Annotated in this window: 26 protein-coding genes; 20 read left to right on the top strand and 6 right to left on the bottom strand. The window is 71.6% G+C overall.

Going from position 1 to position 25,719, the window contains the following annotated elements; all coding sequences use genetic code 11:
- Window positions 1-19: 19 nt before the first annotated feature.
- The 5 genes from ACQP00_RS13920 to ACQP00_RS13900 are packed head-to-tail and all read left to right on the top strand — an operon-like array spanning window position 20 to window position 7,514.
- Window positions 20-796: a glycosyltransferase gene (locus ACQP00_RS13920; RefSeq protein WP_433218968.1), complete on the top strand. Its 777-nt coding sequence runs from the start codon at window positions 20-22 to the stop codon at window positions 794-796.
- A complete protein-coding gene (locus ACQP00_RS13915) occupies window positions 793-2,250 on the top strand; it encodes a glycosyltransferase family 4 protein (RefSeq protein WP_433218966.1) in 1,458 nt (485 codons plus the stop codon). Before ACQP00_RS13920 ends, ACQP00_RS13915 begins: the two co-directional genes overlap by 4 nt.
- Window positions 2,243-3,373 (top strand): glycosyltransferase family 4 protein, encoded by a 1,131-nt coding sequence (locus tag ACQP00_RS13910; protein ID WP_433218964.1) that lies wholly within the window; start codon window positions 2,243-2,245, stop codon window positions 3,371-3,373. The genes ACQP00_RS13915 and ACQP00_RS13910 overlap by 8 nt, the downstream gene beginning before the upstream one ends.
- The gene (locus ACQP00_RS13905) at window positions 3,370-4,914 is read left to right on the top strand and encodes an ArnT family glycosyltransferase (protein WP_433218962.1); all 1,545 of its coding nucleotides are present in this window, start codon (window positions 3,370-3,372) and stop codon (window positions 4,912-4,914) included. The genes ACQP00_RS13910 and ACQP00_RS13905 overlap by 4 nt, the downstream gene beginning before the upstream one ends.
- Window positions 4,911-7,514: a polysaccharide pyruvyl transferase family protein gene (locus ACQP00_RS13900; RefSeq protein WP_433218960.1), complete on the top strand. Its 2,604-nt coding sequence runs from the start codon at window positions 4,911-4,913 to the stop codon at window positions 7,512-7,514. The genes ACQP00_RS13905 and ACQP00_RS13900 overlap by 4 nt, the downstream gene beginning before the upstream one ends.
- On the opposite strand, the gene ACQP00_RS13895 is transcribed toward ACQP00_RS13900, so the two are convergent.
- Window positions 7,515-8,408: an NAD(P)H-binding protein gene (locus ACQP00_RS13895; RefSeq protein ID WP_433218958.1), complete on the bottom strand. Its 894-nt coding sequence runs from the start codon at window positions 8,406-8,408 to the stop codon at window positions 7,515-7,517.
- Between the two features lie 69 nt (window positions 8,409-8,477).
- On the opposite strand from ACQP00_RS13895, the gene ACQP00_RS13890 reads away from it, so the two are divergent.
- Window positions 8,478-9,338 carry a LysR family transcriptional regulator gene (locus tag ACQP00_RS13890; protein WP_433218956.1) on the top strand — a complete coding sequence of 287 codons (861 nt, stop codon included), beginning with the start codon at window positions 8,478-8,480 and terminating at the stop codon, window positions 9,336-9,338.
- Here ACQP00_RS13890 and ACQP00_RS13885 read toward each other — a convergent pair.
- Both ACQP00_RS13885 and ACQP00_RS13880 read right to left on the bottom strand, forming a co-directional pair.
- Window positions 9,323-9,799 (bottom strand): TolB family protein, encoded by a 477-nt coding sequence (locus ACQP00_RS13885; protein ID WP_433218954.1) that lies wholly within the window; start codon window positions 9,797-9,799, stop codon window positions 9,323-9,325. The genes ACQP00_RS13890 and ACQP00_RS13885 overlap by 16 nt on opposite strands.
- Window positions 9,800-9,891: 92 nt before the next feature.
- Window positions 9,892-10,731, bottom strand: a complete 840-nt coding sequence (locus tag ACQP00_RS13880; RefSeq protein ID WP_433223848.1) for a LysR family transcriptional regulator — start codon at window positions 10,729-10,731, stop codon at window positions 9,892-9,894.
- 76 nt (window positions 10,732-10,807) lie between these two features.
- On the opposite strand from ACQP00_RS13880, the gene ACQP00_RS13875 reads away from it, so the two are divergent.
- From ACQP00_RS13875 to ACQP00_RS13845, 7 genes are all read left to right on the top strand, one after another.
- Window positions 10,808-11,518, top strand: coding sequence for an SDR family oxidoreductase (locus ACQP00_RS13875; RefSeq protein ID WP_433218952.1), 711 nt, complete (start codon window positions 10,808-10,810; stop codon window positions 11,516-11,518).
- Window positions 11,519-11,549: 31 nt separating this feature from the next.
- A complete protein-coding gene (locus tag ACQP00_RS13870; protein WP_433218950.1) occupies window positions 11,550-12,107 on the top strand; it encodes an MBL fold metallo-hydrolase in 558 nt (185 codons plus the stop codon).
- 67 nt (window positions 12,108-12,174) lie between these two features.
- A complete protein-coding gene (locus ACQP00_RS13865; RefSeq protein WP_433218948.1) occupies window positions 12,175-12,861 on the top strand; it encodes a response regulator transcription factor in 687 nt (228 codons plus the stop codon).
- A 75-nt stretch (window positions 12,862-12,936) separates the two neighbouring features.
- Window positions 12,937-13,575: a helix-turn-helix domain-containing protein gene (locus ACQP00_RS13860; protein WP_433218946.1), complete on the top strand. Its 639-nt coding sequence runs from the start codon at window positions 12,937-12,939 to the stop codon at window positions 13,573-13,575.
- 6 nt (window positions 13,576-13,581) lie between these two features.
- Window positions 13,582-14,481: an ABC transporter ATP-binding protein gene (locus ACQP00_RS13855; RefSeq protein ID WP_433218944.1), complete on the top strand. Its 900-nt coding sequence runs from the start codon at window positions 13,582-13,584 to the stop codon at window positions 14,479-14,481.
- Window positions 14,478-16,067, top strand: coding sequence for an ABC transporter permease (locus ACQP00_RS13850; RefSeq protein ID WP_433218942.1), 1,590 nt, complete (start codon window positions 14,478-14,480; stop codon window positions 16,065-16,067). Before ACQP00_RS13855 ends, ACQP00_RS13850 begins: the two co-directional genes overlap by 4 nt.
- Before the next feature lie 147 nt (window positions 16,068-16,214).
- Window positions 16,215-17,588 carry a ricin-type beta-trefoil lectin domain protein gene (locus ACQP00_RS13845; RefSeq protein ID WP_433218940.1) on the top strand — a complete coding sequence of 458 codons (1,374 nt, stop codon included), beginning with the start codon at window positions 16,215-16,217 and terminating at the stop codon, window positions 17,586-17,588.
- On the opposite strand, the gene ACQP00_RS13840 is transcribed toward ACQP00_RS13845, so the two are convergent.
- Window positions 17,589-17,876: a hypothetical protein gene (locus ACQP00_RS13840; protein ID WP_433218939.1), complete on the bottom strand. Its 288-nt coding sequence runs from the start codon at window positions 17,874-17,876 to the stop codon at window positions 17,589-17,591.
- A gap of 97 nt (window positions 17,877-17,973) precedes the next feature.
- On the opposite strand from ACQP00_RS13840, the gene ACQP00_RS13835 reads away from it, so the two are divergent.
- The 3 genes from ACQP00_RS13835 (at window position 17,974) to ACQP00_RS13825 (ending at window position 20,682) form a co-directional block, all read left to right on the top strand.
- A complete protein-coding gene (locus ACQP00_RS13835; RefSeq protein WP_433218937.1) occupies window positions 17,974-19,323 on the top strand; it encodes a cellulose binding domain-containing protein in 1,350 nt (449 codons plus the stop codon).
- A gap of 128 nt (window positions 19,324-19,451) precedes the next feature.
- The gene (locus ACQP00_RS13830) at window positions 19,452-19,700 is read left to right on the top strand and encodes a hypothetical protein (RefSeq protein WP_433218935.1); all 249 of its coding nucleotides are present in this window, start codon (window positions 19,452-19,454) and stop codon (window positions 19,698-19,700) included.
- 67 nt (window positions 19,701-19,767) lie between these two features.
- Complete coding sequence (locus ACQP00_RS13825; protein ID WP_433218933.1) at window positions 19,768-20,682, top strand: hypothetical protein; 915 nt, start codon at window positions 19,768-19,770, stop codon at window positions 20,680-20,682.
- On the opposite strand, the gene ACQP00_RS13820 is transcribed toward ACQP00_RS13825, so the two are convergent.
- Together ACQP00_RS13820 and ACQP00_RS13815 are read right to left on the bottom strand one after the other, a co-directional pair.
- Entirely contained in the window at window positions 20,642-21,259 is a 618-nt protein-coding gene (locus tag ACQP00_RS13820) for a hypothetical protein (RefSeq protein WP_433218931.1), read from the bottom strand. The two genes, ACQP00_RS13825 and ACQP00_RS13820, sit on opposite strands and share 41 nt — an antisense overlap.
- Window positions 21,260-21,366: 107 nt before the next feature.
- Window positions 21,367-22,041, bottom strand: coding sequence for a cysteine hydrolase family protein (locus ACQP00_RS13815; RefSeq protein ID WP_433218929.1), 675 nt, complete (start codon window positions 22,039-22,041; stop codon window positions 21,367-21,369).
- A gap of 38 nt (window positions 22,042-22,079) precedes the next feature.
- Between ACQP00_RS13815 and ACQP00_RS13810 the strand changes: the two genes are divergently transcribed.
- From ACQP00_RS13810 to ACQP00_RS13795, 4 genes are all read left to right on the top strand, one after another.
- Window positions 22,080-23,207 carry a molybdopterin molybdotransferase MoeA gene (locus ACQP00_RS13810; RefSeq protein WP_433218927.1) on the top strand — a complete coding sequence of 376 codons (1,128 nt, stop codon included), beginning with the start codon at window positions 22,080-22,082 and terminating at the stop codon, window positions 23,205-23,207.
- Window positions 23,208-23,376: 169 nt separating this feature from the next.
- A complete protein-coding gene (locus ACQP00_RS13805; protein WP_433218925.1) occupies window positions 23,377-23,778 on the top strand; it encodes a hypothetical protein in 402 nt (133 codons plus the stop codon).
- Window positions 23,779-23,860: 82 nt separating this feature from the next.
- Window positions 23,861-24,139, top strand: a complete 279-nt coding sequence (locus tag ACQP00_RS13800; protein WP_433218923.1) for an ArsR/SmtB family transcription factor — start codon at window positions 23,861-23,863, stop codon at window positions 24,137-24,139.
- Between the two features lie 76 nt (window positions 24,140-24,215).
- Window positions 24,216-25,682, top strand: coding sequence for an NCS2 family permease (locus ACQP00_RS13795; protein WP_433223846.1), 1,467 nt, complete (start codon window positions 24,216-24,218; stop codon window positions 25,680-25,682).
- Window positions 25,683-25,719: the final 37 nt, after the last annotated feature.

Raw genomic sequence — 25,719 nt, 5'->3', positions numbered from 1 at the left:
CCCACACGAAAGGAACGAGATGATCGCCGCGACGATCGCCGAACCCGCCGTCTGGCGGCGCTCGATGCTGCCACCCGATCTGGACCTCGAAGTCATCGTCCCGGCCTACAACGAAGAACACCGCATCGGCCCGACCATCGCCGGGATCGCCACCGAGCTCGCCGCGATGCCGCTGCGCGCGGGCGTGCGGGTGGTGGACAACGGCAGCTGCGACCGTACCGCCGACGTCGTCGACCAGTTCGGCGGCTACGGCATCCCAATCGCGGTCACCGGTTGCTCACGCCGCGGCAAGGGCGCTGCCGTCAAGCGCGGCATGCTCGAGAGCACCGCGCGGTTCGTCGGCTTCTGCGACGCCGACCTCGCCACCGATCCGGCCGAGATCCCGGCCGCGGTGCACCAGCTCGAGCAGGGCTGGCAGGTCGTGATCGGCTCCCGTCGCTGCGCCGAGGGGCGTATCGCCGGGCGGCAGACCGTGGTCCGCCGGCTCGGCGGCGCAGCCTTCCGCCGGTGCACGCGCCGGTACGCGGGCGAGATCAGGGACACCCAGTGCGGCTTCAAGTTCTTCGACGGCACCGCCGCCCGCGGCCTGTTCAGCACGATGACGCTGTCCGGGTTCGCGTTCGACCTGGAGCTCGTGGCCCGCGCCCGGATGATGGGATTGAGCATCAAGGAGGTCGGGGTGCTCTGGTCCGACCGCGCCGGCAGCAGCTTCGACCCCGTTCGCGACGGCCTGCGGGTCGCGGCCGACCTGTGGCGGCTGCACCGCACGACGACGCGGCCCGGGTGGGGCGCATGAGCGCGCGCGGCAGGCACATCGTCATCTGCAACTGGCGCGATACGGCCCATCCCCGCGCCGGCGGCGCCGAGCTGTACTGCGAGCAGGTCGCCGATCGCCTCGCCCGCCGAGGCATCACGGTGACGCTGCTGACCGCGCGGCCGCGGGGAACCGCACGGCACGAGGCGACGGGCTTCGGCCAGATCGTGCGGCGCGGCGGCACTTTCGGCGTGTACCTGGCCGCGCTGTGGTGGCTGCTCACTCACCGGCGCGAAGTCGACGGTGTCATCGACTCCCAGAACGGCATCCCGTTCTTCTCCCCGCTCGTGCTGCGCCGTGCCACACCGGTCGTCCTGCTGATTCACCACGTGCACCAGCAGCAGTTCGGCGCCTACTTCCGCTGGCCCGTGAGCCTCGTCGGACGCTGGCTGGAACGTACTGTCAGCCGCTGGGTGTACGGCCCGCGCGCCCTCTGCGTCGTGTCGCCCTCCTCCCGCCGGGAGGTTCGCCGCCAGCTCGACTTCAGCGGTCCGGTATTCCTGACGCCGTGCGGGCAGGCACCGGCGGCGGGCGAGCCCGGTCGGCGCGCGACGGCACCGACGATCGTCGTGGTCAGCCGGATGGTCGAACACAAGCGGCTTGACCTCCTCCTGGCCGCGGTCGCCGTGGCCACGAAATCGGTACCCGGTCTCCGCTTGGACCTCGTCGGCGACGGCCCGGCCCTGGCCGAGCTGCGCCGGCTCGCCGCCGAGCTCGGCGTGACCGGCCGGGTGCGCTTCCACGGGCGCGTTTCCGACGAGGACCGCGACGCGCTGCTGGAGACGGCGTGGCTGACTGTGGGCACCTCAGCCGGCGAGGGCTGGGGCCTGTCGATGATGGAGGCCGCCGTCCGTGGCGTCCCTGCCGTGGCCATGCGGGTGCCCGGGCTGCGCGACTCGGTGCTGCACCAGCAGACCGGGTGGCTCGTCGATGGGCCACAGGAGCTTCCCGGTGTGCTCGTGGACGTCCTCGACCGGCTCGCCGACCCGGGCGTGGCGGCCTGGCACGCGGAGCGTTGCACCGCGTGGGCGGCGCGGTTCTCGTGGACCGCGACGGCCGACCGGATGCTGGCCGTGCTCGACAGCGAGGCCCGGCGACGATCGCGCCGGCGGACCAATGACGCGGCGGCCGTCGTACGGCTCTCGCCCTCGATGTTCAGCCGCCTCGACCTGCGGGCCTTGCGGCGAACCGACCAGATCGACTTCGCCGATGGCGAGGTCCGGCTACTGCTTGGCGGGGCGGACGAGCGCGATGCCCTCGCGGCACTGCGGCGCGCCGGGCTGCCGGACGACGCCCACATCCAGATCCGGGCCGCACGCTCGGCCGACCTCCTCGGCTGGCCGGTCTGCGTCGCCGACGCGGCCGACGCCGGCCAGAAACCTGCGATCGACCGGATCGCACCGCGACAACCCCATCCGGACGGTGTCCATGCCTGACCGCCTGCGCATTTTGCACCTCGCCTACGAGGACTGGGCCCAGCCCCGCTCGGGAGGCGGGTCGGTGCGAACCCACGAGATCAACCGCCGGCTGGCGCGCGAGCACGACATCACCGTCGTCGCCGCCGGCTGGCCAGGCGCCGCGGACCGGGTCGAGGACGGCGTGCGGTACACCCATGCCGGAACCGGCCGGACCCGCCTGCGCGCGCTGGCGTACCTGGCCCGGACGCCGATGCTGGCCCGCCGCGCCGTCGCCGACCTCGTCGTCGAGGACTTCGGGGCGCCGATCAGCACGCTCGGGCTGCCTCGCTTCACCGGGGTGCCGGTCGTCGCGATGGTCCAGTGGCTGTTCGGCCGGGAGATGGGCCGCAAGTACGGATTGCCGTTCCACGCCGTCGAGTCCTGGGGCCTGCGCGCCCACCAGACTTGTATCGCGGTGTCCGCCGGTCTGGCCGGGCACCTGCGCGAGCGGCACCCGTCGGCGCGGATCAGCGTGGTGCCCAACGGCGTCGATGCGACCGCGTTCGCGGTCCAAGCGGGCCCGCGTCGCTTCGCCGACCCCGCCGCACCGATCGTCTACCTCGGGCGGCTCGACACCGCCCAGAAGGGCCTTGACGTCCTGCTACGAGCCCTTGCCGACGTGCCCGGCCGGCGGCTGCTGATCGCCGGCGACGGGCCCGGCGCGGCACCGCTGGCACGGCTCGCCGGGCGGCTCGGACTTACCGAACGCGTCCACTGGCTCGGACGCGTCGAGGGCGGCGCCAAGTACCGGCTGCTGGCCGACGCCGCGGTGGTCGCCGTCCCGTCCCGGTTCGAGACGTTCGGGATGGTGGCGGTGGAGGCCTTGGCGTGCGGCACGCCCGTGGTCGCGACCGACATCCCATGCCTGCGCGATGTTGTTCCGGACGAGGCCGGGCTGCGGGTACCGCCGGGCGATCCGCCGGCGCTGGCCGCGGCCCTCCGGTTGGTGCTGGACCATCCGGAGTTGGCGGCGCGGTTTGCGGCCGGCGCCCGCCCGTTCGCCCGGCAGTTCGGCTGGGACGAGCTCGCCGGGCGGCAGGACGAGATCTATCGTGCCGCGGCACGGTCGGGGTCCGAACGGTACGAAGGAGCCCGGTCGTGACCGCCGGCGCGCACCGGTCGGTCGCGGTCCGGGTGCTCGCGCCGGCGCGTGGTCCGGCCCTGCCGCCGGTCCGTTCCTGGACGGGATGGCCGGCGGTCGCCGGCATCGTGCTCGCGGCCCTGATCCTGCGCCTGACCGGGCTGTCGACGGCCTACGACGTGTTCATCGACGAGCCGTTCTACACGCTCATGGGCGCGTCCGTCGCCGACGGGCATCTGCCGCCACTCAACTACGGCCAGCCCTTCCTGCTGCACCCGCCGGGCCTCTTCGTCATGGAGGCGATGGCCTCGCTGGTCCTGCCGGACGGCTCGAACCTGTACGGCGACGTCTTCCTGATGCGCGCCGTGCAGCAGCTGTTCGCGGTGATCTCGGCGGTTCTCGTCTACCTGCTGGTGCGCCGGGCCGCCGGCCACACCGCTGGGCTTGCCGCGCTGCTGCTGTTCAGCGTCGACCCGTTCGTCCTGCGCCAGAACGGCCGGGTCCTGCTCGAAACGGCGACGACGATGTTCGTGCTCGGCGGCTTCGTGGTCCTGGCCCGGATCGCGGCCGACGGCGCCCTGACGCCCGCCGCCCGGCGGCGCTGGTGGTGCGCGGGCGCGGGGCTGCTGTTCGGCGCCGCGATCCTCACCAAGGACATGGCGGCCGTCCTCGTCGCTCTGCCTCTCGCCGCGATGTGGTTCGCCGGCAAGGGACTGCGGCGCGCCGAGGTGGTCCTCACGGCCGGCGTGGCGGCGGGTGTGTATCTGGCCTACGTCCTGCTGATGGTCGTCATCGGCGACGGTGCGGCGTTCTGGCGGGCCAAGACGGGCGGGTTCGCCCGGATGTCGGGCGCCCACGTCACCACAGGTTTCACCAGTGCCGGGGCGCCGTCGATGTTGGACGCCGCGCTGGCCCGGCTCCAGGACGTGGGGCCGAGCTACGCGGTCGTCGCCGTCGGGGCCGTCTGCGGACTGGTGCTGCTGCTACGGCCGCGCAACCCGACGGAGCGCCTGATCGGACTGTTGGCGGGCGCGGCCGGCCTGATGATCACCTACGGCGTCGCGTTCGGCACGTTCGAGGAGCATTTCTTGTACTTCCTGATCGTGCCCGCGATCGCCGGTCTCGCGACGGCCGCCGCCCGCATCCGGCCCGGCACGCACCGCCGGGTGCTCGTCGCCGCGCTGTGCCTCGTCGTGGCGCTCGACGCGGTGTCGTGGGCGCGCACCCGCCTCGAGCCTGATGACGGTCAGCGCCGGGCCGCGGAATGGTTGATGCGGCACGCGCCGGCCGGGTCAAAGGTCGCATGGGTGACGGAGCAGACGCAGTACTCGCTGGATGGGACCGGCCTGCAGGGCGTCGAGCTCGGCGAGCCGGGCGCGATGGCCGCGCAACGGGTCACGTACCTCATCGTGCTGGAACGGGTCGTCGCGGAGCACTACAGCTCCGTCGAGCCCGAGGACGTCGACTGGTTCACCACCCGGGCGACGAAGGTCTTCTCGTTCACCGGTCGCGCCTACGGCGAGGTCGCGGTGTACCAGACGCGCGACCCGGCGGTCTGGTGAGCCTGTACGTCAGCCGTGTCCGGTGGGACTGCGACCCGATCCTGCCGGACCCGGCGCTGCTCGGCCTCGACGTGCGCGGACATCGCCGGGGATCACCGGTCGCGACCGGCCGCGGCGGGGTGCTCATCGCCGGCACCGTCGCGACCGGGGCGTTGAACTACGGCTACAGCCTGCTGCTCGTGTACCTGCTGGCGCCGGCCGCGTTCGCCACGGTGGCCTCGGTCGCGTCGCTGCTGCTCGTGGTCGGGGCGGCCGCAGCGGCCACGATCCCCTGGTCGCTCGCCCATGACGTGACCAACAGCCCGGCCGGGAGCCGGGTCCGGCGAGAGGCGATCGGCTTCGCCACCGTTGCCGCGACCGCCATGGGCGCGCTCGCGGCGATCGTGGTCTGCGCCCTCACGTGGCGCTACGCCCACGGCTGGCTGCCGGCCGCGGTGGCCGTCGCCTGCCTCTCGATCTTCCTCACCGCGGTGGTCGGCGGGTATCTGCAAGGCACTGAGCGCTTTGCCGCGCTGGCCGCGTTCCGGCTCGCCGAGGTCGTCGTACGCTGTGGGGCCGGCCTCGGGCTGACCGCCGTCACCAGCTCGGCCGCGGGCGGCGTCGCGGGCTTCACCGCGGGCGGGCTCGCCTGCGTCGCGATCGGCGGCTGGCTGCTGCGCCGGGACCTTCCCCGCTTCACCGTCGACCGAGGCCGCGCCCGGATCCTGTGGACCCGGACCGCCGGCGTGGGTCTGGTGCAGACGCTGATCGGCACGGTCCAGGCGCTCGACAGCATCCTGCTCGGGCTCACGGCGGGCGACACACCCGACGTCGGCGCGTACCAGACGATGCTGACCCTGGCCCGTATTCCCTTGTTCATCGCGACCGCGCTGTCGGTCGTCTCGTTCGCACCGCTTGCGGCCGAGCACAACTCCGACCGGAAGAAAACCATCACCATGCGCATGACGTTGCGGACGTACCTCGCAATCGCCACCGTGACCGCGGCCGGGGTCGGCACCACGCCGGACGCGCTGCTCGCGCTCGTCCTGCCCGATCGCTACCTGTGGGCCGCCCCGCTGTTGCCCGCCCTGACCATCGCCGGCGTCTGCGCCGGTCTGCTTGCCCTCACGGCCGGATTCTTCCTGGCGGCCGGCCGGTACCGCGCGCTCACGCTGATGCTCGCCGTGGCCGTGCCGGTGAACGCCGCGGCGTTGGCGGTCGCCGCTCCGGATGTCATCGCGGTGGCGTGGACCGCGGCCGCGACGATGCTCGCGACGGCCGCGACCGCGGCGGCACTGCTCGCCCGCTGGCGCCGGGTCGACGCGCCGGTCGCCGAGTTCGCCGGGCTTCTGGCCACGGGCGGGGCGCTGTGGATCTGCCGTGACCGGCCGATCTGGTGGTTCGTCGTGCTGGCCGCGCTCTGCTGCTGGGCCGGCGCCCGCCTGCGCCTGGACGCCCGGCAGGCTGCCCGGGCCCGGATGCCCGAACCGGCGGAGCTGTTGCGCGAAACCGTGGTCCGGGCCGGTCGTGATCGCCGCCAACGGCCAGGCCGGCTTCTGCTCATCGGCAACTACGGCAACGGGAACACCGGCGACGAGTCCATTCTGGCCGGGCTGCTCGACCTGCTGGGCGATCGGCGCCGGGCCACGGTGATCAGCCGCAACCCGGCCGCCGTCGAGGCACTGCACCGGGTCGCGGCGGTGCCGACCCTGTCCCGCGCCGCCGTTCGGGCACTGCTGCGGTCCGACGCGATCGGCATCGGCGGCGGGGGCATCTTCGGCGATGGGCTGCCGCCTCTGGTGCGGCTGCTGCCGTGGGCCGCGCTCGCAGCAAGAGCGATGGGCAAGGAGGTGTACTTCCTGAGCCTCGGCGCCTACGCCAACACCCCGGCCACCACTCGCCGGCCGCTGCGTCTCGCCGCCCGCCTGGCGACCGCGGCGACGGCGCGCGACCCGGAATCCGTGCGGACATTGGGCGGCCGTTCCCGGCGCAGCAACCGGGTCGCCCTGGTTCCCGACCCCTCGCTGTTCGTACGCCCGGCCGGCGCCGACGCGGTCAGGCAGCTGCTGACCGGCGCCGGCATCCACGGCCCGAGCCCGCTCGTCGTCAACGTCAAGGCGATGCCGGACGTAGCCGCGCTGAACCACACGCTGGCCGCCCTCGCTGCCGGCCTGTCGACCTGGGCGGTTACCCACGACCGCCCGATCGTGTTTCTCGCCCTGTCCACGAGGGGCGACTACGGACTGGGCGAGCGCGCCTCGGATCTCCGCTTGGCCGAGGCCGTCATCCGGCTCGGCGGGCTCTCGCCGCGCGCCCGGATCGTCGGTCCCGGCCTGGAACCGGCGCTGGCCAAGGCGCTCTGCCGCGAGGCCGCCGCGGTGATCGCCATGCGACTGCACGCGCAGATCTTCACAACCGGCAGCGGCACTCCCCTGCTGAGCCTGCCGTTCGAGCCGAAGACCCGGCTGTGGCTCGCCGAGCACGCCCTGCCCGGCATCGAGACGGCCGACCTCACCCCCGCGGACGTGGCCGAGTGGCTCACCGCGAATGTCCCGCCGACGGGCGAGCGCCGCCACCGGCACGGCTTCAGCGCCGTCGCGCCTCAGGTCTCGCCGGGCTGATCAGGGCTGCTGCGCCTCGACGGCGGGCTTCAGGACCTCGGTGCACCACTGGCCGAACGTGGTCGGGGTGGTCCACTGTGGAGTGCGGGTCACGCCGTTGTCGAGGCCGTTGTTCTTCGCGACGACCATGTCCATCATGCCCTGGGCCATCGGCTCGGACAGGCCCACGCTCTGCATCTGGGACTTGAAGGCCTCCGGTGGGATCTGCTGGAAGCGGACCGTCCGGCCCAGCACCTCGCTCATGATGGCGGCCATCTCGTTGCACGTCAGGTCTTCGGGGCCCAGCACCGGGACCTCCTCGACGCCGGTCCACGTGTCGTCCAGCAGCAGCCGGGCCGCTACTTCGGCGATGTCCCGGGTGGCGACCGCCGGGGCCGGGGCGTCGGGCAGGGTCGCGCCGTAGAAGACGCCCTGGGATGCGATCGCGGCGGCCTGTTCGGCGGTGTTGTCCATGAAGGACGGCATGCACAGGGCGCGGTACGCCACGCCCGTCGCCGCGATGCGGTCGTCCATCGCCAGCGTCGCGGTGACGTGGCCGGCGCGGTCGGCGAACGGGGTTCCGCGGCCCAGGGCCGAGATGCCGACGACGCGGGCGACCTTGTGGGCGGCGAACGCTTCGAGGGCGGGGCGGGCGAAGCCGGAGTACGCCTCGTCCAGCGATGCCGCCTGCGGGTCGGCCGGGACCAGCCAGAAGACGGTGTCGGCGCCAGCGAAGGCCTCGGTGATGACGGACGGGTCGGCGTGGGAGCCGCGGACGATTTCCACGCGGTCGGCTACGCCGGGGGCCAGGCGGGCGGGGTCGCGGGCGATGAGGCGCAGCGGGGCGCCGGCGTCCAGGAGGTGCTGGACGAGGCGGGTGCCGATGTTGCCCGTCGGGGCGGTGATCACGATCATGCGTTCAGCCTGCGCCTGGTCGGCGTCCGACTGAAGGATCGGGTGCGTCTCGATTGATACCCTGGAGATATGAGTGAGCTGGAGACGCGGCAGCTGCGGTACTTCGTGGCCGTGGCCGAGGAGCGGCACTTCGGGCGGGCGGCGGCGCGGCTCTCGATGGCGCAGCCGCCGTTGTCGCGGGCGATCCGGGAGCTCGAGCGGCAGCTCGGCGTGCAATTGCTCATTCGCACGACGCGGCAGGTTTCGCTCACGCCGGCCGGGGAGCAACTGCTCGATGACGCGCGAGTCGCGCTTCATGCGGTGGCGACGGCGGAGGGGCGGGCTCGGCGGTCGGCACAAGGGGTACAAACGCTGCGGTTGGCTTTGAAAGCCGACTATGACGCTGGACTGTTGCCGCGATTGCTCGACGCCTTCGACGTGCTGCCCGTGGAACTGTTGATGGGCGGGCGGGGCGAGCAGGTGCCGGCGTTGCACGACGGGCGGGCGGATGTGGCGCTGATACCGACGCCGTTCGATGCGCACGGGTTGGACGTGGAGCCGTTGCTCACGACGCCGTGTGTTATCGCATTGGCGGCGGCCGATCCGCTCGCGGCGCACAGGACGCTGCGGCTGGCCGATCTGGCCGGGCGGCAACTGCCCGACGGGTCGCCGGCCACGCGTGGGCGGATGCTGGCGAAGGGGCGCAGTTTCGACCTGTCGCAGATATTCAACCTGGTCGAGGTCGGCGGGGTGGTCTGGTTCCTGCCGGAGTTCGTGGCGAGTCGTTTTCCAAGGCCCGGCATCTCGTACCGGCCGATCGCCGGAATCGACCCGGTGACGCTCGCGGTGGCGTGGCCGGCCAATTCCCGCTCGACGGCGGTGGCGGCTTTCGTGCGCACCGCGCAATCGGTGGTGCTCGATTTCGATCCGGTGACTCAGCCCATGATGTAGCCGACCTGCGGAGCCTCCTGGCTCACGCAGGCGGACGGCGCGACGACCTCGGAGGTGTCGCCGCCGTTGACGCCGGTGCGGAACGTGCCGGGGGCGCCGGTGCACGAGGTCGCGGTGTAGGTGATCCGCACGCCGCTGCCGTCCCACGCCGGGGCGCTGCCGGTGCGGTCGCTGACCTGGTGCTGGTCGCTGCCGTCGACGTTCATCACCCAGACGGTGTCGTTGTGCACGTAGGCGATCTGGGTCGCGTCCGCCGACAGGACCGGCTGCTTGTTGACGTCGTCGCTGGTGAGGCGGGTGGTGTGACCGGCCTGCTTGACGTAGACGGCGCCGTGGCTGGCGTAGACGCTCGGGGTGGCGGCGGCCTGCGCGGCGGTGCCCCCGGCGAGGGCGGCGATCCCGGCGGCGGCGGTCAGCCCGGCGAGAACCAGCGTGCGCTTGATGGTCGTGTTCGTGGTCATCCCTGCCCCCAGTGTGTGTGTCGCTTCCGTGTGACGCTGAGACCATCGGCGCAACCGGGCGGCACCTGAACGAAACCCGCCGGAAAACCTGGTCAGAGGCGCGTCGCGGCGCGGACGAGGTCGGCGACCGCGCGGGAACAACTGTGGGCCGGCCAGGCGATGAGGGTGGTGACGGTCGGGGCGTCGAGCAGCGGGACGGCGACCAGGTCGCGGCGGAGGTGGGTGCGGGCCGAGTCGGGCAGCACGGCGCAGGCACGGCCGAGGGCGATGAGTTGGTACAGCTGCGAGTTGCCCGTCACCTGCGGGCCGCGGCCCGATGGGTAGCTGCCGTCGGACTCGGGCCAGCGGGGCAGCGGCAGGTCGGGCAGGTCGGTGATGTCGGCCATGCGCAGGCTGGGGCGGGTGGTCAGCGGGTGGCCGGCGGGCAGGATCGCCACCTGGCTCTCGACCGCCAGGACCTCGGTGTCGAAGCCCACCGGCGAGTCGTACGGCAGATGCAGCAACGCCACGTCGGCCCGCCCGGCGCGCAGCAGGCCCTCCTGCTCGCCGATGCCGCACAGTTGCACGTCGACGGGGACGGCGCCGGGCTCGGCGGCGTAGGCGTCCAGGAGCTTGGCCAGCAGCTCCCCCGACGCGCCGGCCTTGGTCACGAGCACGATCCCCGGCTCGGGCGCGGCGGCCCGCTGGGTGCGCCGCGCGGCCGCCTCCACCGCCTCCAGCGCCGCGCGGGCCTCGCGCAGGAGCACGTTGCCGGCCTCGGTCAGGGCGACGGTGCGGCTGGTGCGTTCCAGCAGCGCCACGTCGAGCCGGCGTTCGAGCTGGCGGATCGCGCGGGACAGCGGCGGCTGCGCGATGCCCAGGCGCTGCGCGGCCCGGCCGAAGTGCAGCTCCTCGGCGACCGCGACGAAGTACCGCAGCTCCCGTGTCTCGATGTCGATACCGCCAGGGTATCGCCGGCCACCCGATCGGTGTTTTCGCATCCGGCCGGCGGCGAGCAGGATCGATGCCATGAGTGATGCAGTGAAGGTGGCGCTCGTGACGGGCGCGAACAAGGGCATCGGGTACGAGATCGCCGCCGGGCTCGGCGCGCTGGGCTACCGCGTCGGCGTGGGCGCCCGCTCGGCTGAGTCCCGCGACGCCGCCGTGGCCAAGCTGGTGGCGAGCGGGGTGGACGCGTTCGGGGTCGCCCTCGACGTGACCTCCGACGAGAGCGTGGCCGCGGCCGCCGCGTCGTTCCCGGCGCTCGACGTGCTCGTGAACAACGCCGGCATCACGGGCGGCATGCCGCAGCAGCCGACGCTCGTCGACCTGGACACGATCCGCGCGGCGGTGGAGACGAACGTGCTCGGGGTGGTCCGTGTGACGAACGCGTTCCTGCCGTTGTTGCGCGCGTCCGCGGCGCCGCGCATCGTGAACATGTCGAGCACGGTCGGCTCGCTCACCCGGCAGTCGGAGGGCGACCAGGGTCCGATCTCGGCCGCGTACGCGCCGTCGAAGTCCTTCCTCAACGCGGTGACGCTGCAGTACGCGAAGGAGCTGCGGGACACGAACATTCTCGTCAACGCGGGCTGCCCGGGGTACTGCGCGACGGATCTCAACGGCTTCCGCGGCTATCGCACGCCGGCCCAGGGTGCGGCGATCGCGATCCACCTGGCGACGCTGCCGGACGACGGGCCGACGGGTGGCTTCTTCGACGACGAGGGCGTCGTCCCCTGGTGAGACCACCCCGCCGCGGCGGATGCTGGGCGGCATGAGCGCGACTGTGAACTTGCTGCACACCGGGTACGTCGGCGGCCACGTCGGCAGCACCATCAGCCTCATCCGCGACGGGGACCGCCTGATCGTGACCGACCCCGGCATGGTGCGGGACCGGGGCCTGATCCTCGATCCGCTGCGCGCGCTCGGGGTGGAGCCGGGTGACGTGACCGACGTGGTGTTCAGCCATCACCATCCCGATCACACGCTCAACGCGGCGCTGTTCCTGAACGCGCGGTTCCACGATCACTGGGCGATCTACGAGGGCGACCGGTGGGAGGACCGGGACGCCGAGGGGTTCCAGGTGGGGCCGTCCGTGCGGCTGATCCGCACGCCGGGGCACACGCCGGAGGACATCACGACCCTGGCCGAGACGGAGGACGGGCTGGTGGCGTTCACGCACCTGTGGTGGGACGCGAACTCGGCCGCCGACCCGTTCGCCACCGACCTGACCGCCCTGCACGCGGGCCGTGAGCGGGTCCTGGAGATCGCCGGCCTGATCGTCCCCGGGCACGGGCCGGCGTTCAAGCCGTCCGCCGATACCCCGCGCTGATCTTCAGGATTGGTTCAGGATCGCGGTGTGACCCTACGGTGTCGCGCCGTGGTCGAAGGGGGCAAGCGTGCGGGTGCTCGTGGTCGAGGACGAGGTCAATCTCGCCGAGACGATCCGGGACGGGCTCAACGGGGAGGGGTTCACCGTCGACCTCGTGCACACCGGGGTCGACGGGTTGTGGGCGGCGACCGAGACGCCGCACGGGGCGTACGACGCGATCATGCTCGACATCATGCTCCCCGGGCTGTCCGGCTACGAGGTGTGCCGGCAACTGCGCGCGCGGCAGGTCTGGACGCCGGTGCTGATGCTCACGGCCAAGGACGGCGAGTACGACCAGGCCGACGCGTTCGACCTCGGGGCCGACGACTACCTGACCAAGCCTTTTTCGTTCGTGGTGCTCGTGGCCAGGCTCCGCGCGCTCATCCGGCGGGGCGCGCCGCAGCGGCCGGTGGTCCTCAGCGCCGGCGACTTGCAGCTCGATCCGGTGCAGCGGCGCGTCACTCGCGGTACCGACGAAATCTCCGTGACGGCGAGAGAGTTCGCGCTGCTCGAGTTCATGCTCCGGCACCCCGGCGACGTGCTCAGCCGCACGGCGATCATCGAGAACGTCTGGGACGCGCACTTCGACGGGGACCCGAACATCGTCGAGGTCTACGTCGGCTACCTGCGCAAGAAGATCGATCACCCCTATCAACGGACCGCGATCCGGACCGTGCGCGGAGCGGGCTACCGGCTCGATCCCGACGGCGGTTGACGGACCGCTATACGCGCGTATAGTCGGCTACTGGAGTGAGTAGTCGGCAATACGCGCGTATAGGGGTGATCGCACATGACGGATCCGGCCAACGAGGACCTCACGGCCCGGGCGCGGATCCGGGACGCCGCCATCCGGCTGTTCGCCGAGCGCGGCATGGACGGCACCACCGTGCGGGACATCGCGCAGGCCGCCGGGGTGTCGCCGGGGTTGCTCCGGCATCACTTCGGGTCCAAGGAGGGCCTGCGCGAGGTCTGTGACGAGTACGTCCTCGACCGGGCCATGGGCATCAAGGAGGAGATCCTCCTCGACGGCAAGATGGCCAGCCCGGGCTTCATGCCGTCGGTGCACCCGACGGTGATGCTGACGTACCGGTACATCACCCGCGCGCTGCTGGACGGGTCGCCGGCCGCCGCGAAGCTGTTCGACCGCATGGTGGGCATCGCCGAGCTGTGGATCGACAAGACCGCGCCCGGCGTCACCGAGGACCGGCGCGGCTTCGCGACCGTCCTGATCGGCATGCAGTCGGGCCTGATCGCGATGCACGACCACGTGTCGCGCAACCTGGGCGCCGACATGTTCGGCACCGAGGGGTACACCCGCATGGTCGGCGCGCTGATCGACTTCTACTCCACCGCCATGCTCGATCCCGAGCTCGCCGCCGCCGCCCACCGGGCGATCGACGAACTGCGAGCCAGTCAAAAGGAGCAATGAGCAACCATGACCGAGGCGATCCGCGTCGACGCACTGGTCAAAACGTTCGGGCGCACCCGTGCGCTCGACGGGCTCGATCTCTCCGTGCAGACCGGGGAGGTGCACGGCTTCCTCGGCCCGAACGGCGCCGGGAAGTCCACCACCATCCGCGTGCTGCTCAGCCTCCTGCGCGCCGACTCCGGCTCCGCGCAGCTCCTCGGCGGCGACCCCTGGACGGACGCGGCGCAGTTGCACCGGCGCCTCGCCTACGTGCCCGGCGACGTCACGCTCTGGCCCGGCCTCTCCGGCGGCGAGGTCATCGACCTGCTCGGCCGGCTCCGCGGCGGGCTCGACCCCGCACGCCGCAAGGAGCTGCTGGAGCGCTTCGACCTCGACCCCACGAAAAAGGGCCGCACCTACTCCAAGGGCAACCGCCAGAAGGTGGCGCTCGTGGCCGCCCTCGCCTCCGACGTCGAGCTGATCCTGCTCGACGAGCCCACCTCCGGCCTCGACCCCCTCATGGAGGATGTCTTCCGCCAGGTGATCCGCGAAGAACAACGCCGCGGCGATCGTACTGTCCTGCTGTCCAGCCACATTCTGGCCGAAGTCGAGGCGTTGTGCGACCGCGTCACGATCATCCGGGACGGACGGTCGGTCGAGACCGGCACCCTGCAGAGCCTGCGCCACCTGACCCGCACGTCGATCCAGGCCGAGCTCGCCGGGCCGGTCGACGGCCTCGGTGACCTCGCCGGCGTGCACGACCTGCAGACCGCCAACGGCTCGATCCGCTTCAGCGTCGACAACGCCGAGCTCGACCCGGTCCTGCGCAAGCTCACCGCCATCGGCGTGCGCGGCCTGACCAGCACCCCGCCGACGCTCGAGGAGATCTTCCTGCGCCACTACGACCGCTCGGAGGCGGCGCGATGACCACCCTGAGCGGCACCCGCGCCCTCGCGCGGCTGGCCCTGCGGCTGGACCGGTTCCGGCTCACCGTCTGGGTGCTCGGGCTCGCGGTGATGCCGATGGGCACCGCCGCCAACTACCAGAAGTTGTACCCCACTGACGCCGATCTCCAGGCCGTCAGCGGCGTGCTGAGCAACCCGTCCCTGGTCGCGCTGAGCGGCCCGCTGTTCTCCTTGAACATCGGGGCGCTGACCGCGTGGAAGATCGGCATCACCGAGTTCATCCTCATCGGGCTGATGAGCATCCTGACCGTCGTCCGGCACACGCGCACCGAGGAGGAGACCGGGCGGCTGGAGCTCGTGCGGGCCACAGTCGTCGGCCGGTACGCCCCGCTGACCGCGGCCCTGCTCGTCACCGCCGCCGTCGACGTGCTCATCGGGCTGCTCGCCGCGCTGGGGCTGCTCGGGGTCGGGCTCGACCCGGCCGGCGCGTTCGCGTTCGGCCTGGCCACCACGCTGTTCGGGCTGCTGTTCGCGGCGATCGCGGCGGCATCGGCGCAGCTGACCCAGAGCGCCCGCGCGGCCACCGGGATCGCCGGGGCCGTGCTCGGCGGCACGTACCTGCTGCGGGCCGTCGGCGACACCGGCCCGACCGCGCTGAGCTGGCTGTCCCCCACCGGGTGGGCCCTGCACATGCGGCCCTTCGCGGGGGAGCGCTGGTGGGTGGGCCTGCTGTTCGTGGGCTTCGCGGTGGTGTTCGGCTTCGTGGGGTACACCCTGGTGGATCGTCGTGACGTGGGCGCCGGGCTGCTCCCGGACCGCCCCGGCCCCGCCACGGCCTCCCCCGGCCTGCGCACGCCGCTCGCGCTGGCCTGGCGCCTGCACCGCGGGCTGCTGATCGGCTGGCTCGTCGCGCTGGCGCTCAGCGGGGCGGTGATGGGCGGCGCGGCGACCGGCATCGACGGCCTGCAGTCGCCGAACCAGCAGCTCACCGACATCCTGACCCGGATGGGCGGCAAGGCCGGGCTCACCGACGCGTTCCTCGGCGCCATCTACGCGATCATCGGCCAGCTCGTCGCCGTGTACGCCATCCAGGCCACCCTGCGCCTGCGCCAGGAGGAGGCCAGCGGCCGGGTCGAGGCGCTGCTGGCGACCCGGGTCGACCGGGTGCGGTGGGCCGCGAGCCACCTGACGTTCGCGGTGCTCGGCACGGCGGCGCTGCTGGCCGTGGCCGGGATCGCGGGCGGCCTGGTGTACGGCGCGCAGGTCCACGACGTCGGCGGGCAGACCGCGCGGCTGTTCGGGGCAGCGCTGGTGCAGCTACCGGCGGCGCTGGTGCTGGCCGGGATCGGGGTCGCGCTGATCGGGTTCGCGCCGCGGCTGAGCACCCTGGCGTGGGCCGCGCTGATCGTGTCGGTGCTGCTGGTCGAGCTGGGCGGGTTGTTCGGGCTGAACCAGTACGTGCTGGACGTGACCCCGTTCGCGCACGTGCCGAAGCTGCCGGGTGCGGCGTTCACCGCCACGCCGGTCGTGTGGCTGACGGTGGTCGCGCTGGTGCTCGGCGCGGCCGGGCTCGCCGGGCTGCGGCGGCGGGACATGCCGGTGGGGTGATGTTTGACTGGGGTGACTTCGGCTTCCTATTGACAACAATCTTTCGAGTCAGCGATGCTGCCTGAGAGCGCTCTCACGTCCGCCAAGTGAGGGCTGAACAGGCATGGCTCTACCCCCCGCCCCCAGTTTGAGAAGGGCCAAATCGCTGTGGAAAGCCAACAGAAACCCACACGTCGTCGCCGGGGGCGCTTCGCGCTCCTGGCCGGCGGCGGCGTCGCCGTGCTCGCCGCGGCCACGTTCGCGGCGCTGCCCAGCGCCTCCGCGTCGCTGCCCGCGACCCCGTCCGGCTGGACCCAGGTCTTCGCCGACGACTTCAACGGCGCGGCCGGTTCCGGCGTCAACACCGGCAACTGGATGTACGACCTCGGTCACGGCTACCCCGGCGGCGCCGGCAACTGGGGCACCGGCGAGATCGAGAACATGACCAACAGCACGCAGAACGTGTACCTCGACGGCAACGGCAACCTCAACATCAAGCCGATCCGGGACGGGTCGGGCAACTGGACCAGCGGTCGCATCGAGACGCAGCGCACCGACCTGGCCGCCCCGGCCGGCGGCAAGCTGCGCATGGAGGCCCGCATCCAGCAGCCGAACGTCAACACCTCCAACGGCGCCGGCTACTGGCCCGCGTTCTGGGCGCTGGGCGCGGCGGCGCGCGGCACCGGGGCGACCGGCTGGCCGGGCATCGGTGAGATCGACATCCTCGAGGACATCAACGGCCGCAGCTCCGAGTTCGCGACGCTGCACTGCGGCACCAACCCCGGCGGCCCGTGCAACGAGACGACGGGCATCGGCAGCGGTGAGCGCGCGTGCGGCGGCTGCCAGACCGGCTTCCACACCTACGCCGTGGAGCAGGACCGCAGCACCTCGCCGGAGCAGATCCGCTGGTACCTCGACGGGAACAACTTCTTCACCGTCAACGCCAACCAGGTCGACGCCAACACCTGGAACAACGCCACGCACCACGGCTTCTTCATGATCCTCAACGTGGCGATCGGCGGCGGCTTCCCCGACGCGTTCGGCGGCGGCCCCAACGGCAACACCGTGTCCGGCGTCCCGATGATCGTCGACTACGTCGCCGCGTACACCGCCGGTGGCGGCGGCGGGGGTGGCACCACGACCCCGCCGCCGACCAGCGGCAAGGCGGTCAAGGGCCCGGGCGGCCTGTGCCTGGACGTCCGCTCCTCCAACAGCGCCAACGGCACCCCGGTGCAGATCTACACCTGCAACGGCACCGGCGCGCAGCAGTGGACCTACGTCGAGGCCGGCAGCACGCTGCGGGCGTTCGGCAAGTGCCTGGACATCCCGGGCGGCTCGACCGCCAACGGGGCCAAACTGCAGCTGTGGGACTGCAACAGCACCGGGGCGCAGGTGTTCATCCACCGCTCCGACAACACGTACTACAACCCGCAGGCCAACAAGTGCCTGGACGACCCGAACGGCTCGACCACGGCCGGCACCCAGGTGCAGATCTGGGACTGCAACGGCTCGGGCGCGCAGAAGTTCACGCTGCCCCAGTAGTCACTGCCTGTTCCTGAGATAGGCGACAAGACCGTTCTGTTCGATGGCGACCAGGTGCCAGCCGCGCGTTTCGAGCAACTCGACCGCGCTGAGCACCTGGTCGCGCATCAGGTCGCCGTGGCCGGTGCCGAAGCTGAACGCGGCCCCGGCCAGGGCGGTCGACCCGGGCACGATGTAGCAGTACCGGAACGGGTAGCCGTCCATCGTGTACCGCCCGTTGAGGATGTCCTCGGCACTGATCCGCCGCGAAGGCCTGGGCACGTTGACGGGCATCTGCGGCATGACCATCTGTTCATTATGGAACTTTCGCGTGCCCCCGCAGGTCGGGCGGGCGCCGCCGGCGACGCGGTTGACGCCCCGGACGCGGGGCGCGGACGTTGCTGGCATGCATCGTGGAATCTGGTGGGCCCGCCTGGCCATCCCGGTCATCGCCGCGTCCGGCGCCGCCCTCATCGTGCTGGCCCTGCAGCCCTCCGCGCGGGCCACGGTGCCGGAGCCCACGGCCCCGGTGACGGGCAACGCGACATACTTCGACGGCCTCGGCGCCCCGTACGGCGGCTGCGGTCTCCCCCAGGCCGAGTTGGAGACGCAGAACTTCGTCGCGCTGAACGTCTTCGACACCCCCGGCGACGGCACCTTCTACCCGCGCCCGCTGTCGTCGGCCAACGCGGCCAAGATGGGAATCTGGAACAACGGCCGCAACTGCGGCCGCTGGGTCCGCGTGAAGATCAGCGACTACTGCACCGGCGTCAACGACGGCGCCCTGGGCCAGCCGTTCTGCCGCAACGGCGCCTTCACCGCCGACGCCTACAACGACGGCACCCTCGACATGATCGTCGCCGACAGCTGCGGCGACTCCAACGCCTGGTGCCGCGACGACAAATACCACCTGGACCTGTCGAAGGACTCCCTCAACAAGTTCGTCAAGAACGGCGCCCCGATGACGGACCTGTACCCGAACCACTGGAACAACCGCCACGTCTCCTGGCAGTTCATCCCGGCCCCGTCGTACTCCGGCGACATCAAAATCGGCTTCCTGAACGGCGCCCAGCGCTACTGGCCCGCCATCGCCGTGTCAAAGCTCCCGAACGGCATCCACGGCATCGAGTACTACGCCAACGGCACCTGGACCGCCGCCCCCATGAACAGCGACATGGGCCAGTCCTACATCATCGGCGGCACCGTCTCGGGCGGCACCGACTTCCGAATCCGCGTCCGCGACTCCTCCGACGCCCTGCTCTTCGGCGGGCGGGAGTACGCGTTCTCGCTGCCGTCGGCCTGCTCGTCGCAGTGCAGCCAGGCGTACACCCAGGCGACCTACACCACCACGAGCACCTCCACGTCAGCGTCACCGTCGACCTCCCGCTCGGTCTCGACGTCGCCTTCGGTTTCGACGTCACCCTCGCGGTCCGCCTCGTCCTCCCCCGCTCCGACCGGGGGTTGCACCGCTTCGGTGACGACGACGGGGTCCTGGTCGGGCGGCGGCCAGGCGGAGGTTCGCGTGACCAACACCGGCACCGCCCCGACCTCCGGGTGGACGGTGAAGTTCACGCTGCCGACCGGCGTGACGATCGCCAGCTCCTGGAACGCAACGCTGACCCAGTCGGGCCAGACCGTGACGGCGGTAAATGCGGCCTACAACGGCGCCATCAACGCGAACGCGAGCACGAGTTGGGGCCTGGTCTTCAACGGGCCCAACTTCGCGGTGGCCGGGGTCAGCTGCTCCGCTCGCTGACCTCCGCCCGGGCCGGGGTGAGATTTCGCTCCGGCCCGACGGCGATCAACCCCCGAACGCGCGAGCCCCGTCGGGCGTCACCGAAAGTTATCGTTGCGCGTCAATGGGTTAATTGTTAACTTTCTTTTATGAAGCGACTCATCACCAGCATGGTATTGATCGCGAGCGTCGCGCTGGCCAGCGTCGGCGTCGGCGCGACGGCGGCCGAAGCGGGGGCGCCCGGCTACACCAGGCAGGGGCTGTACGGCTGGCCCGACCAGTGTGCCGGCATCGGGTACGTCGGGCAGCAGAACCATCAATGGACGTCGTACTACTGTGAGACCATCACCGCGACCAACTGGAACGCGCCCGGGCTTTACGCCCTATGGGTCATTTGATACGTCGGTATCAGCTAGCCGACTGCTCCCTGGACGTCACGGAGCGTGAAGGCGCACGTTAACGGGTATGAACACGGAGCCGAACGAGACGTGGCTGCGGTCGTACCTGTACGTCCGCATCGCGATGGTCGGGCTGCTCGTCGCCCTTGGGGTGGCGGTCGGCTTCCAGACCTGGCACCAGGGCGGGGAGTTGCTCTCCTCCGTGAGTGCGTACTACTACACGCCGGCGCAGGGGATCTTCGTCGGGTCGCTCATCGGGCTCGGGGCGTGCATGATCGCGCTGCGCGGTACGACCGAGATGGAAGACGTGCTGTTGAACATCGGCGGCATGTTCGCGCCCATCGTGGCGGTCGTGCCGACGGCCCGCGGCAAGGATTATGACACCGCGGTGGAGCAGTGCAAGGAGGGCGGGGAGCTGCCGACCGGGTTGTCGTGCCCGGACGTGCAGGCGCTCGCCGATGCCACCCGCGCGAACGTGCAGAATAACATGGTGGCGCTGCTGGTGCTGGGCGGGCTCGGGATCGCCATCACGATTTTCCTGTTCCGGCACGACCGGAGGGCGCCGTGGCTGGCGATCATCGGGGGTGCGGCCGTCTATGCCGCCGTGCTCGCCGCGTTCGTCCTGTCGCTGGACTGGTTCGTGGCCAGCGCGCACTACCTCGCCGCGCTCGGGTTGCTGCTGGCCATCATCGCCGTCGCGCTGGTCAATCGGCGGCGGCATCGGACGCCGGGGGCCCAGGTGAGGCTCGACCGGTACGGTCTGCTCGCCTGGGCCCTCATCGTCGCCGCGATCGTCGCGGTGCCGCTGTGGTTCTCCGGGGTGAACCTGTTCTGGCTGGAGATCGGCATCGCCGCGCTCTTCGCCTGCTTCTGGATCGTGCAGACCTACGAGCAGCGGCCCGGATCGCCCACCGCGGTCACGCCGATGACGCCGGAAGTCCCTACGGCAGCGGTGCCTTCGGCAGCGACGGAACGGAGTTGAACGCCTGAATGCCGGCCTCGTTGTCGCCGTCGAACGGCGTCACGGGGCCGCCGCCGTTGCCGAGGCAGAAGTCGTCGTCCTTGGGGTCGGCGAACCACATGCCGACGTGGTTGAGCTCCTTGCGGACGCGCTTGTCGCCCACCAGGGTCGAGGAGAACGCCTCCTCCACGATGAGCTTGAGCTCGACCTTGCCGTTGCCCTTCTTGTCGGTGTTGACGTCGCCGATGTACTCCGCGGCGCCGAACGGGCTCGCCGGCACCTCGAGCAGGAAGATCGTGAACGAGGTGTTCGGCGGGGCGCCGGTCAGGTTCACGTCCATCACGTCGAAGCCCTTGGCGTCGGTGGTCAGCGCCACCGCCACGTCGACCTTGACCTTCGGCATGCACTTGGCGAGCTGGTCGTTGCTCGGGGCCAGCTTGAACCGGACGACGTTCTTGGCCGTCGAGGTGTAGTCGCCGACCTTGTCGAAGTCGGGGACACCCGCCCCGCCGCCGAAGGTGCTGACGCCGGCGTACACGCCCGCGCCCACGATCGCGCCGGCGGCCAGGGTCGCGATGCCCTTGATGATGCTGCCCATGATGTGTCTCCCCTCCCCTTGATCGGGGCTCCCCCGCGGCTCTTGGCGCCGCCGGACACAGAGGGACACGCCGCCCGCCGCAGCCCCGTTCACCTGCGGCGATGTCGTCAGACCGACAGGATCGAGATTGAACCGGCGATCACCCGGGCCGGGGCATGACCGGCGCCCAGGCGAGCCGCCTCGGCCAGGTGCCGCTCGTCGACGCCGGAGATCGCGTCGGCCGCGACCACCACCCGGAAGTCCCGCTCGCTGGCGCCGATGACGGCCGCGCGCGGACAGTTCGGGAAGTTGCACCCCGCGATCACCACGGTCGAGACGCCGAGCTCGCGCAGGAAGGCCTCCAGCCCCGTACGGTGGAACGCACCCCAGCGCGGCTTCCACATCGCCCACTCCCCCGGCCCCAGCGCCTGGAACGCCCCGCCCAGCAACGCCTCCGCGTCCAGGTCCGGCGCGTCCGGGGGCAGCAGCGCGGGAACGATCGCGGCGCCGGCGCTCCCCGGCCGCACGATCGGCGCGCCCCCGTCGAGGAGCGAGCGGCGGGGCAGGTCGACGTCCTCCCCGCGGTACAACCGGATCACGTGCACGATGGGCCGCCCAGCCCGGCGGAAGGCCTCGGCCAGCCCCGCGACGGCCGGAATTACGGCCGCCGTCCCGTAAATGGGGCTGGCGCCACCCTCGACGAAGTCGACCTGGGTGTCGATGGTCAGCAGGGCGGCGCGGTCCCACTCGGGGCGCGTCCACGGGTCGTCGGCGATGGCGGCGGGTTCGACGCTGAGGGTCATGGAAGGATCATCCCGCACGGTCCGTAGGCTGGTTGTCCGTGACTTCATGGGCCTCGGCGCACGCACTCGCGCACACCGCCGCCCGCCCGCTGCCCCCGGTCACCGTGCCGCTCGCCGCCGCCACCGGCCTGATCGCCGCGGCCGACGTCCCGGCCCGCGTCCCGTCCCCGTCCTTCGACGCGGCCGCGATGGACGGCTACGCGGTCGCCGGCCCGGGCCCGTGGCGGGTGGTCCCCGCCGCGATGCTGGCCGGCAGCACCCGCCCGGCCGTCCTCCGCCCGGGTGAAGCCGTCGAGATCGCCACCGGCGCCGTCATTCCAGAAGCAACCGCCGCAGTTGTACCGTACGAGCGCTGCACCAGAACGCACGACCTCGTCACGGCGGAACCACCGCCGCGCGACCACATCCGCCGCGTGGGTGACGACGTCCGGGCCGGCGACATCGTCCTCGCGGCCGGACGGCCGATCACCGCCGTCGCCGCCGCGGCCCTCGCGCAGGCCGGCGTCACCGAAGTCCTCGTCCACCCCCGGCCGGCGGTCGTCTGCCTGGTGACCGGCGACGAGGTGGTCATGCACGGCCCGCCCGGGCCTGGCCAGGTGCTCGACGCCTTCTCCGGCATCGTCGCCGCCCTCGCCCCCGCCGCGACCGCACGGCACGTGGCCGACGATCCCGGGTCGCTCGCCGCCGCGATCGCCGAGGCGCGGGCCGAGGTGGTCGTGGTGACGGGCGCGTCCTCGCGAGGAGCGGCCGACCATCTGCACGGCGTGCTCGACCGGCTCGGGGCGCAGTGGCTCGTCGACGGGGTGGCGTGCCGGCCCGGGCATCCGCAGGGGCTGGCCGCGCTCCCCGACGGGCGGTGGGTGGTGAGCCTGCCCGGCAACCCGTACGCGGGACTTGTCGCCGCCGTCACGCTTTTGGAGCCGTTGCTCGCGCGGCTCGCCGGGCGCCCGCTGCCCACTGTGGACGAGCGGCCGGTCGACGGGGAGGCCAAGCCCTATCCGGGCGGGGTGCGGATCGTGCCGGTCGCGCTCGCCGGGCCGCGGGCGGTCGTGGTGCCGGGCGCCCGCCCCGGCGGCCTGCGGGCGGCGGCGGGGGCGGACGCACTGGCGGTACTGGAGCCGGATTGGGAATCGGGAGGCACCGCCCGCCTGCTGCCCCTCCCGTGATCAGCTCCTGTAAGTTACATATACAGACCATCGATATACTGGGGCGCCGGTTTTTGCTGGTCCTTGCGGGTTGGATGGCCCCTCGCCGCCGTGCCAGAGTTCCCCCGGCCCGGCACGGGGCCGGGCGGACAACGCGAGGGGGACCACGTTGCACACCAGGAGACGACGGATGCTCGGGCTGCTGACCGCGGCCGCGATCGGGGTGGGGTCGATCGCGTACGCGCCGGTGGCGGCGAACGCCATGCAGACCGTCTGCGACGGGTACACCAGGATCGGGTCGAAGGGGCTGTCGCTGCCGGGCAGCACCGGCGAAGTGATCCGGCTGTGGTGGTACAAGAACAGCAGCACCGGCGAGTGGTGCGCCTACACCGAACTGCGCGGGATCTACTACGACACCGCCTCCGGGTACCACATCGGCGTGACGCTCAAGAACAGCGCCGGGCAGAACCTCGTCGTGCCGGACGACAGGAACTACTACAAGTACGCCGGACCGGTGAAGGCCAGGGGCGTCTCGTACGCCGAGGGCTGGGTCTACTGGGGCGGCGTGAAGAAGCCGGTCGACTCGAGGTGACGCGCTAGGAAAGGGCCGGTCCGCGCGGGCCGGCCCTTCTCGCGAGTGGACAGGCAAGCATCAGCTTGCCTATCGTGGGAGCGTGAGCGACGTCTTCGCCGCGCTCGCCGACGTCACGCGGCGCGCGATCCTCGACGAGCTGGCCGAGCGCGACGGGCAGACGCTGTTCGAGATCTGCGCCCGGCTGGCCAGCAAGCACGGGATCGCCTCGTCGCGGCAGGCCATCTCCCAGCATCTGGACATCCTGGCCGAGGCCGGATTCGTGCGGGCGGAGCGCAGCGGGCGGTACAAGTTCCACCATGTGGACTTCGGGCCGCTGCGCGCGATCGCCGAGCGGTGGCCCATCCCGGGCCGGCCGTAACAGTTTTACCAGTTCGTTTCACCACAAGTCTTCGGTGGTAGTGCCCGCGGGTGGCATCATGCGCGCGTAACCATAGATCCACCTGGAGGTTCCAGTGGCCGAAGCCCCCGTCTCGACACAAAGCCGTGTCGACCGGTTTTTCGAGATTACCGCGCGCGGCTCGACGCTGAGCCGGGAGGTCCGCGGCGGCCTCGCGACGTTCTTCACGATGGCGTACATCGTGGTGCTCAACCCGCTCATCCTGTCCAGCGGCGTCGACAGCACGGGCGGCAAGCTCGCCATCACCGCGCTGGCCTCGGGCACGGCGCTGGTCGCCGGCGTGATGACGATCCTCATGGGCGTCGTGGCCCGCTTCCCGCTCGCGCTCGCCGCGGGCCTCGGCGTCAACGCGCTCGTCGCGTTCGAGATCGCGCCCCAGATGACCTGGGCCGACGCGATGGGCCTGGTCGTCATCGAGGGCGTCCTCATCACCATCCTGGTGCTGACCGGGCTGCGGACGGCGGTCTTCCGGGCAGTACCGACGCAGCTGAAAACCGCCATCGGGGTCGGCATCGGGCTGTTCCTCGCCCTGATCGGCTTCGTCGACTCGGGCTTCGTGCGCCGCGTGCCCGATGCCGCCAACACCACGGTGCCGGTCGGGCTGGGCATCGGCGGCAAGCTCCTGAGCTGGCCCGCGCTCGCGTTCGGCGTCGGGCTGCTGCTCACCGTCGTCCTGGTGGTGCGCCGGGTGCGCGGGGCGATCCTCATCGGCATCCTCGCCTCCACCGTGTTCGCCATCATCATCGAGGCGATCGCCAAGGCCGGACCGTCCTTCGTGGACGGCAAGCCGAACCCGAAGGGGTGGAGCCTCAACGTGCCCACCCTGCCGGACAAGGTGGTCGACAAGCCGGACCTCTCCCTGCTCGGGCACTTCAACGTGCTGCACTCGTGGCAGGCGGTCGGCGTACTGGTGCCGCTGATGTTCGTCTTCACCCTGCTCATCACCGACTTCTTCGACACCATGGGCACGATGGTGGCGGTGGCGCAGGAAGGCGAGATGCTCGACGAGAACAACATGCCGCCCCGCACCCGGGAGATCCTGCTCGTCGACTCGATCGCGGCGGCGGCCGGCGGCGCGGCCAGCACGTCGAGCAACACCAGCTACATCGAGAGCGCGTCCGGCGTGGCCGAGGGCGCCCGCACCGGCATCGCCAGCATCGTCACCGGCATCCTGTTCCTGCTGGCGATGTTCTTCGCGCCGCTCGTCACCGTCGTACCGTTCGAGGCGGCCTCGGTCGCGCTCGTCGTCGTGGGCTTCCTCATGATGACCGCGGTCCGCACGATCGACTGGTCGGACTACGACATCGCGCTGCCGGCGTTCCTCACGATCGTGCTGATGCCGTTCACGTACTCGATCTCCAACGGCATCGGCGCCGGGATCATCTCGTACGTGGTCATCAAGCTGGTCAGCGGCAAGTTCCGCGAGGTGCACCCGATCCTCTACGGCGTGGCCGTGCTGTTCATCGTGTACTTCCTGCGCGGCCCGATCGAGGCCGTGCTGTAAAGCGGTGGCCGGGCCCCGTCGCGGGGCCCGGCCAGTG

It is taken from the genome of Dactylosporangium sp. CS-047395 (assembly GCF_050942185.1).
In the GTDB taxonomy this organism is placed as follows: domain Bacteria; phylum Actinomycetota; class Actinomycetes; order Mycobacteriales; family Micromonosporaceae; genus Dactylosporangium.
The sequence above is the reverse complement of the archived record's forward strand: the minus strand, read 5'-3'. Positions and strand labels throughout refer to the sequence as shown.

What these genes read in the sequence shown, in the direction of transcription:
- ACQP00_RS13875 (WP_433218952.1), top strand. Translation starts at nt 10,808, where the DNA reads ATGAGTGATGCAGTGAAGGTGGCGCTCGTGACGGGCGCGAACAAGGGC.
- ACQP00_RS13890 (WP_433218956.1), top strand. Translation starts at nt 8,478, where the DNA reads ATGAGTGAGCTGGAGACGCGGCAGCTGCGGTACTTCGTGGCCGTGGCC.
- ACQP00_RS13915 (WP_433218966.1), top strand. Translation starts at nt 793, where the DNA reads ATGAGCGCGCGCGGCAGGCACATCGTCATCTGCAACTGGCGCGATACG.
- ACQP00_RS13860 (WP_433218946.1), top strand. Translation starts at nt 12,937, where the DNA reads ATGACGGATCCGGCCAACGAGGACCTCACGGCCCGGGCGCGGATCCGG.
- ACQP00_RS13825 (WP_433218933.1), top strand. Translation starts at nt 19,768, where the DNA reads ATGAACACGGAGCCGAACGAGACGTGGCTGCGGTCGTACCTGTACGTC.
- ACQP00_RS13815 (WP_433218929.1), bottom strand. Translation starts at nt 22,041, where the DNA reads ATGACCCTCAGCGTCGAACCCGCCGCCATCGCCGACGACCCGTGGACG.
- ACQP00_RS13895 (WP_433218958.1), bottom strand. Translation starts at nt 8,408, where the DNA reads ATGATCGTGATCACCGCCCCGACGGGCAACATCGGCACCCGCCTCGTC.
- ACQP00_RS13850 (WP_433218942.1), top strand. Translation starts at nt 14,478, where the DNA reads ATGACCACCCTGAGCGGCACCCGCGCCCTCGCGCGGCTGGCCCTGCGG.
- ACQP00_RS13870 (WP_433218950.1), top strand. Translation starts at nt 11,550, where the DNA reads ATGAGCGCGACTGTGAACTTGCTGCACACCGGGTACGTCGGCGGCCAC.
- ACQP00_RS13920 (WP_433218968.1), top strand. Translation starts at nt 20, where the DNA reads ATGATCGCCGCGACGATCGCCGAACCCGCCGTCTGGCGGCGCTCGATG.
- ACQP00_RS13820 (WP_433218931.1), bottom strand. Translation starts at nt 21,259, where the DNA reads ATGGGCAGCATCATCAAGGGCATCGCGACCCTGGCCGCCGGCGCGATC.
- ACQP00_RS13855 (WP_433218944.1), top strand. Translation starts at nt 13,582, where the DNA reads ATGACCGAGGCGATCCGCGTCGACGCACTGGTCAAAACGTTCGGGCGC.
- ACQP00_RS13835 (WP_433218937.1), top strand. Translation starts at nt 17,974, where the DNA reads ATGCATCGTGGAATCTGGTGGGCCCGCCTGGCCATCCCGGTCATCGCC.
- ACQP00_RS13910 (WP_433218964.1), top strand. Translation starts at nt 2,243, where the DNA reads ATGCCTGACCGCCTGCGCATTTTGCACCTCGCCTACGAGGACTGGGCC.
- ACQP00_RS13885 (WP_433218954.1), bottom strand. Translation starts at nt 9,799, where the DNA reads ATGACCACGAACACGACCATCAAGCGCACGCTGGTTCTCGCCGGGCTG.
- ACQP00_RS13840 (WP_433218939.1), bottom strand. Translation starts at nt 17,876, where the DNA reads ATGGTCATGCCGCAGATGCCCGTCAACGTGCCCAGGCCTTCGCGGCGG.
- ACQP00_RS13830 (WP_433218935.1), top strand. Translation starts at nt 19,452, where the DNA reads ATGAAGCGACTCATCACCAGCATGGTATTGATCGCGAGCGTCGCGCTG.
- ACQP00_RS13805 (WP_433218925.1), top strand. Translation starts at nt 23,377, where the DNA reads ATGCTCGGGCTGCTGACCGCGGCCGCGATCGGGGTGGGGTCGATCGCG.